Genomic DNA, 788 nt, shown 5'->3' on the forward strand with positions numbered 1-788 from the left:
AAATGATTCTGCTAAAAAATATATTTCTTACTGGGTTGGGCTGTTTTCTTTTCGCTCGCCGCTACTTGGAAAATCGAGTTTTCTTTCTTTTCCTCCTGCTACTTAGATGTTTCAGTTCGCAGGGTCTAACCTCACTATGGTTATGTATTCACCATAGGATGACTGATTCTTCATCAGCCGGGTTTCCCCATTCGGATACCTAGGGGTCATTGCTTGTTGTGAGCTTACCCTAGTTTTCGTTCACTTACGTCCTTCATCGTCTTCATGTGCCAAGGCATCCACCTTGCGCCCTTTCTTTCTTGACTGGAAATATTGTTTGCTATTTAATTTTTTACTCACTTTGTGAGTGGTTCATTTTAATAAATATAATTAAACTATTAATTTGAGCAACAAGTATTTCTAATTGATAGAGAATAACGTATCATTCTCTTTCCGGACCTGATTGGTTAATCTAATACAAATATAATTGCTTACGTTTGTAGAGACGTCCTAGAAGCTCTCTTGCTTCGCAAGATTCGTTCTAGGATGAAAGATGCAAGCATCTTCCACCCACCAGGCCGGGCTTCCTTAGAAAGGAGGTGATCCAGCCGCACCTTCCGATACGGCTACCTTGTTACGACTTCACCCCAGTTACTGACCCTACCTTCGACTGCTGCTCCCAAACGGTTAGCTCACAGGCTTCGGGTATTGCCAACTTCCATGGTGTGACGGGCGGTGTGTACAAGACCCGGGAACGCATTCACCGTGGCATTCTGATCCACGATTACTAGCAACTCCAACTTCATGCA

2 rRNA genes are annotated in these 788 nt (G+C 43.4%); both read right to left on the minus strand.

From position 1 onward, the window contains the following. Nucleotides 1-305 (minus strand): 23S ribosomal RNA (locus OC526_RS08305); the annotation flags it as partial. 266 nt (nucleotides 306-571) lie between these two features. Continuing rightward, nucleotides 572-788 (minus strand): 16S ribosomal RNA (locus OC526_RS08310); the annotation flags it as partial.

It is taken from the genome of Anaerococcus sp. Marseille-Q5996, assembly GCF_946893725.1.
Lineage (GTDB): Bacteria > Bacillota > Clostridia > Tissierellales > Peptoniphilaceae > Anaerococcus > Anaerococcus martiniensis.